Below are 5,610 nucleotides of genomic sequence, written 5' to 3' on the forward strand. Positions count from 1 at the left end.
CGCGAACTACAAAGTTCGCGCTACTGCGCTACGCCTTTCCTACATGACCTTCGACCTTCTCGCCAACGACCCTGGCACCAAGGCCCGCGCCGGACTGCTGCAGACCGACCACGGGGCCATTGAAACGCCCATTTTTATGCCGGTGGGCACGGCCGGCACCGTGAAAGCGGTGTCGCAGCAAACCCTGAAGCAGGACATCAACGCCCAGATTATCCTCGGCAACACCTACCACCTGTACCTGCGGCCGGGCCTCGACGTGCTGCGCGCCGCGGGCGGCCTGCACCGGTTCAACGGCTGGGACCGGCCCATCCTCACCGACTCGGGCGGCTACCAAGTGTATTCGCTCTCGAACACCCGCAAAATCAAGGAGGAGGGCGTTAAATTCCGCTCGCACATTGACGGGAGCCAGCATTTGTTCTCGCCCGAGGGCGTGATGGATATCCAGCGCGTCATCGGGGCCGACATCATCATGGCGTTTGACGAGTGCACGCCTTGGCCCTGCGAGTACGACTACGCTGCTCGCTCCCTCGACATGACGCACCGCTGGCTGCAGCGCTGCATTCAGCGCTTCGACAGCACCGAGGGGCTTTACGGCTACAAGCAGGCTCTTTTTCCGATTGTGCAGGGCAGCACGTTCAAGGATTTGCGGGTGCGTTCGGCGGAGTTTATTGCGGCTCAGGGCCGCGAGGGCAACGCCATTGGCGGCCTGAGCGTGGGCGAGCCGGCCGAGCTGATGTACGAAATGACCGAGCTGGTGTGCGACATCTTGCCCAAAGACAAGCCGCGCTACCTGATGGGCGTGGGCACGCCGGCCAACATATTGGAGAACATTGCGTTGGGCGTGGACATGTTCGACTGCGTGATGCCGACCCGTAATGCCCGCAACGGCATGCTGTTCACCACCCAAGGCATCCTAAACGTGACGAACCTGAAGTGGGCCACCGACTTCTCCCCCATCGACGCCGAACTGGGCGGGCACGCCAGCACGTTCTACTCGCGGGCGTACCTGCGGCATTTGTTCCAAAGCCAGGAAATGCTCGGCCCGCAAATTGCATCGGCGCACAACCTGGCGTTTTATCTGTGGCTGGTGAAGGAAGCACGCAAGCAAATCGTGGCCGGCACGTTTGGCCCCTGGAAAGACCGGATGGTGAAGCAGGTAATGACGAGGCTGTAAACAGCCTAATTATGAAATATGAGTTATGAATTATCAAGTGGCATTTGAGCCAAGACTGCCGCGACTCCATTCATAATTCATAATTCAAAACTCATAATTCCTTCAAAGTGAATATCCTCGATAAGTATATCATTAAGAAGTTTCTCGCCGCGTTTTTTTTCTCGGTGGTTATTCTCGTGTCGGTTATCTGCGTCATTGATTTCACGGAGAAAAACGACGATTTTATCCAGCATAACTTGTCGATGTCGACCGTTATTTTCGGCTATTACATCTATTTGTTTCCCTATTTCGCCAACCTGCTTTCGCCCATTACCATTTTCATTGCCGTCGTGTTTGTGACGGCACAGTTGGCGGCGCGAACGGAGATTGTGGCCATTCTGGCCAGTGGCGTGAGTTTTCGGCGGCTCATGCTGCCCTACGCCATCGGCGGCACGGTGGTGGGCATGCTGATTTTTGGGCTGATTGGCTGGGTATTGCCGCTGGGCAACAAGTCGCGCGTGGCGTTTGAGCGGGCCTATGTGAAGCGGCCCTACCGGTTTCAGGGGCGCAACGTGCACATCCGCATTGGGCCGCGCAGCTACGTGTACATGGAGAGCTACACCAACGACAGCAACACGGGCTACAAGTTTGCGCTGGAAACCATCGACGGCACGGTGCTGCGCCGCCGGCTCACGGCCGACGTGATTAGTTGGGATTCGACCAAGAAGGTGTGGCATTTATCGCCGCAGTTGGTGCGCACGTTTCACGGGCCGCAGGACGAGCGGCTGCAGACCCTGCCGGCCCGCGACACCACCCTCAACCTCTTCCCCAAGGACTTCGCCAGCACCTACCGCCTGGCCGAAACCATGACGCTCCCGGAGCTTAACACCTTCATTCGCACCAAAATAGAGCGCGGGGCCGACGACACCCAACTGTACCTGAGCGAGAAGTACGAGCGGTACTCCTACCCCTTTGCCATCGTCATTCTCACCCTGATTGGCGTCACGCTCAGCGCCCGCAAGTCGCGGGCCGGCGTGGGCGGGCAAATTGCGCTGGGCTTCGTGCTGGCGTTCGTGTTCATCATTTTCGTCATGCTGAGCCGCAACCTGGCCCAAGTGGGCAGCCTTGCCCCCCTGGTAGCCGCCTGGATACCCAGCATGGTGTTCACGGTCATCGGCCTGGCGCTGTACCGGTTTGTGCCGAAGTAGCGAAATGGTGAGATGGTGAACTGGTGAGTTTGATGTTTTAGCTGCGCAGCTCGCGCAAGCGAAACGTCAAACTCACCAGTTCATCATCTCACCACCTCACCTCATGCTAAAAGACTACCTCAAGCTTCATTTCATTGTGCTCCTGTGGGGCTTCACGGCCATTTTGGGCAAGCTGCTGAGCGTGCCGCCGGTGGAGCTGGTGTTTTGGCGCACGCTGCTGGCCTCGGTGGGCTTGGCCGCGCTGCTCGTGGGCCGGAAGATGGAATGGCGCATTCCTGCCAGGCAGGCGGTGCGGCTGTTGGCGGTGGGCTCGCTGGTGGCCACGCACTGGATTACTTTCTTTTTGGCCGCGCGGCTGTCGTCGGTGAGCGTGTGTTTGGCAGGGTTGGCCACGCTGGCGCTGTGGACGTCGCTGCTGGAGCCGCTGCTGCTGTGGCGGCGGGTGCGCGGCTACGAAGTGGGCCTGGGCCTTATCACGATGGTGGGGCTGTACTTGGTGAGCCAGGCCGAGCTGGACCAGCTGCTGGGCTTAGGCGTGGCGGTGCTATCGGCTGGACTGTCGGCGCTGTTTAGCGTGCTAAACTCCCAGCTAATTAAGCAGCATTCGCCGCTGCGGCTCACGTTTTATGAGATGCTGGGGGCCTGCCTGAGCATTACGCTGTTTTTCCCGATTTACAGCCGCTTTTTCACCGAGGGCCAAGGCTTGCAGCTCGCGTGGCGGGATTACGACTGGTTGTGGTTGGGCGTGCTAGCTGGCGTGTGCACGGTGTATGCCTTTTCTACTTCCGTGGAATTGATGAAGCGCATTTCGCCCTTTGCCGTGAACCTGACCATCAATCTGGAGCCAGTTTATGGCATTGCCATGGCGGCCGGCATTTACTGGCTGCACAGTCAGGGCTTGCTGAACGCGCCGCAATTCAACCAGGAGCGCATGTCCACGGGCTTCTACATTGGCACCTTGCTCATCGTGCTCAGCGTGCTGATACACCCACTGGTGGCGCGGTTGCTGAAGGACAAGCAACCTGACTTGGAGCCGGTAATTCCGGTTTGATGACGAGTACCCCGAAGCTCCGCTTCGGCCCGTGGGAACGGAATTGTTTTACCAGGCCGAAGCGGAGCTTCGGGATACTCGTTCTGTTGGCGCTACAGCACGCCCCGCCACACCGAGTACTCTGCGGGCCACTGCACAGGTGCGGATTCGCCGGCCGCCCACAGTCCGTACACGGCCGAACCCGAACCCGACAGGCTGGCGTAAGCGGCGCCCGCGGCGTAAAGCTGCTGCTTGATTTCAGCCAGCACGGGGTACTTGGGCGCCAATGAACCCTCAAAATCATTGCTGACGGTATCGCGCCAGGTAGCCAGCGGCTGGGCCAGGGCCGCACGCAGCGCGTGTTTCGGCGGCTGCGGCTTGATGCCCGCGAAAGCCTCGGGCGTGCTGATGTGCAGATTGGGATACACCACCACGCAGCCCGTGCCGCTCAGGTTCAGGTCTAAATCCTGAAAAACATCTCCCCTTTCCACTGCCAATACGGGCTTGTTGCGAATGAAGAAGGCGCAGTCGGCTCCCAAGCGGCGGGCGTAGCTCTCCAGCGTTTCGGGGGAAAGCGCCAGGCCAAACAGGTCGTTGGTCGCCTTCAGGGCGAAGGCGGCATCGGCGGAACCGCCGCCCAGGCCCGCGCCGATGGGCACGATTTTGTGCAGGTAGATTTGAACGGGAGGCAGCTGCGGAAAGTCGGCTTGCAGCAATTCGTAGGCGCGCACGCAGAGGTTGGTCGCCGGGTCGCCGGGAATGGGGCGGCCGGTGAGCGTGATGCTGGTGGCATGCCCGGCTTCGGCGGGCAGGATTTCGAGGGCATCGGTCCACGGCAGCGGCAGAAACACCGATTCCAGGTTGTGAAAGCCGTCGGGACGCCGCTCGGTGATGTAAAGGCCCAGGTTGAGCTTGGCGTTGGGGAAGGTGAGCATATCGGGGCGTAATTTTGGGCTGCTGCTGACGCAACTGCCCACAAAGTAATGGCCTTCGGCAACCAAAACCCGTCCTTTTCCGAAGATTGGCGCGTTTAATGAGGGGTTGCCCGTAGTGCGTTTGCCTTTGTCATGTCGTTTATCACCACCCTTTCCATACCGGCCCACCGCGCCGCCACGGCCCTGGCCGCCGACCTGCGGGCCGCGCTGGCCTCGGCCAAAGTCGTGCACCTGCGGGGCCTGGCCGACTGGCTGCCCGCGCCCGAATGGCCCGCCTACTACGAGGCCCTGACCGAGGCCACCGGCCAATGCCTGCACCTCGACGAGGACTTTGCCCAGGGCAGCGCCCGCACCGGCCACAAGTGGATTGAGGTGCGCTACGACGCCGACATCCCCGACGACGCGGCCTACCGCTTCAGCAAAAACGCCCAGCCCCTGCACACCGACGAGTCGTACCTGAGCGACCCCGCCGAGGTGATGTTTATGCACTGCCTCGTGCAAGCACCCGCCGGCGGCGAAACCACGTTTGTGGACGCCGACGTGTTGTGGCAGTCGTTGCAAACGCACCGCCCTAACCTGGCCGCTAGGCTGCTGGACCGGCCCGTGCGCTTCGCTAAAGCCGGCGACTCGCGCCACCTGCCCATTATCGCCCAAACCCCGGACGGCCTCCGCCTGAATTGGAACTACCACTGCGTAGACCCCGCCGAAAGCCCCGAAAACCACACGCTGGCCGCAGAATTCCGGCAGTTCTTGCTCGACCACATCAATAACTCGACGGCCGAAATTGCCATTCAGCTGGCGCCGGGCGAGGCTGTGGCCTGGTGGGACGACCAGGTGCTGCACGGCCGCCGCGCCTTCCGGGCCGAAGCCACCAACGACCGTTTCCTGCTCAAAAGCGGCTTCAAGCTGACCGCCGATGTATGAGGCCACCAAACGCCTGTTCGACCTGACGGCTGCCACCGTGGGCCTGGTGCTGCTGGCGCCGCTGCTGGCCGCGGTGGCCGCCGCAGCGTGGCTGGGGGGCCTGCGGCCGGTGCTGTTTCGCCAGCAGCGCACGGGCTACCGCGAGCGGCCGTTTTTCGTCCTGAAATTCCGCACCATGACCCAGCGCACCGACGCCGCCGGCGTGCTGCTGCCCGACGCCGAGCGCCTCACCCGCCTGGGCCGCTGGCTGCGCCGAACCAGCCTGGACGAGCTGCCCCAACTGTGGAACGTGCTGCGCGGCGAGCTGAGCCTGGTGGGCCCGCGGCCGTTTATTCACGAGTACCTGCCGCTGTATTCGGC

At 61.6% G+C, this 5,610-nt stretch carries 6 protein-coding genes; 5 read left to right on the top strand and 1 reads right to left on the bottom strand.

The window, feature by feature from the left end; genetic code table 11:
* Nucleotides 1–43 precede the first annotated feature (43 nt).
* From tgt to VF629_RS11820, 3 genes are all read left to right on the top strand, one after another.
* Nucleotides 44–1,174, top strand: a complete 1,131-nt coding sequence (gene tgt, locus VF629_RS11810) for a tRNA guanosine(34) transglycosylase Tgt (RefSeq protein WP_331058690.1) — start codon at nucleotides 44–46, stop codon at nucleotides 1,172–1,174.
* Nucleotides 1,175–1,281: 107 nt separating this feature from the next.
* The gene (locus tag VF629_RS11815) at nucleotides 1,282–2,361 is read left to right on the top strand and encodes an LptF/LptG family permease (RefSeq protein WP_331058685.1); all 1,080 of its coding nucleotides are present in this window, start codon (nucleotides 1,282–1,284) and stop codon (nucleotides 2,359–2,361) included.
* 103 nt (nucleotides 2,362–2,464) lie between these two features.
* Nucleotides 2,465–3,412, top strand: coding sequence for a DMT family transporter (locus tag VF629_RS11820; RefSeq protein WP_331058686.1), 948 nt, complete (start codon nucleotides 2,465–2,467; stop codon nucleotides 3,410–3,412).
* A 92-nt stretch (nucleotides 3,413–3,504) separates the two neighbouring features.
* Here VF629_RS11820 and ispE read toward each other — a convergent pair whose 3' ends face one another.
* Nucleotides 3,505–4,326 (bottom strand): 4-(cytidine 5'-diphospho)-2-C-methyl-D-erythritol kinase, encoded by an 822-nt coding sequence (gene ispE, locus VF629_RS11825; RefSeq protein ID WP_331058687.1) that lies wholly within the window; start codon nucleotides 4,324–4,326, stop codon nucleotides 3,505–3,507.
* A 132-nt stretch (nucleotides 4,327–4,458) separates the two neighbouring features.
* Between ispE and VF629_RS11830 the strand changes: the two genes are divergently transcribed.
* Nucleotides 4,459–5,250: a TauD/TfdA family dioxygenase gene (locus VF629_RS11830; protein WP_331058688.1), complete on the top strand. Its 792-nt coding sequence runs from the start codon at nucleotides 4,459–4,461 to the stop codon at nucleotides 5,248–5,250.
* On the top strand, nucleotides 5,243–5,610 hold a 368-nt coding region (locus tag VF629_RS11835; RefSeq protein WP_331058689.1), incomplete at its 3' end, for a sugar transferase. The genes VF629_RS11830 and VF629_RS11835, both read left to right, overlap by 8 nt.

This window comes from Hymenobacter sp. (assembly GCF_036388155.1).
Classification (GTDB): Bacteria; Bacteroidota; Bacteroidia; order Cytophagales; family Hymenobacteraceae; genus Hymenobacter.

Coding starts and splice junctions, on each gene's coding strand:
- tgt (WP_331058690.1), top strand. CDS start 44: ATGACCTTCGACCTTCTCGCCAACGACCCTGGCACCAAGGCCCGCGCC.
- VF629_RS11820 (WP_331058686.1), top strand. CDS start 2,465: ATGCTAAAAGACTACCTCAAGCTTCATTTCATTGTGCTCCTGTGGGGC.
- ispE (WP_331058687.1), bottom strand. CDS start 4,326: ATGCTCACCTTCCCCAACGCCAAGCTCAACCTGGGCCTTTACATCACC.
- VF629_RS11830 (WP_331058688.1), top strand. CDS start 4,459: ATGTCGTTTATCACCACCCTTTCCATACCGGCCCACCGCGCCGCCACG.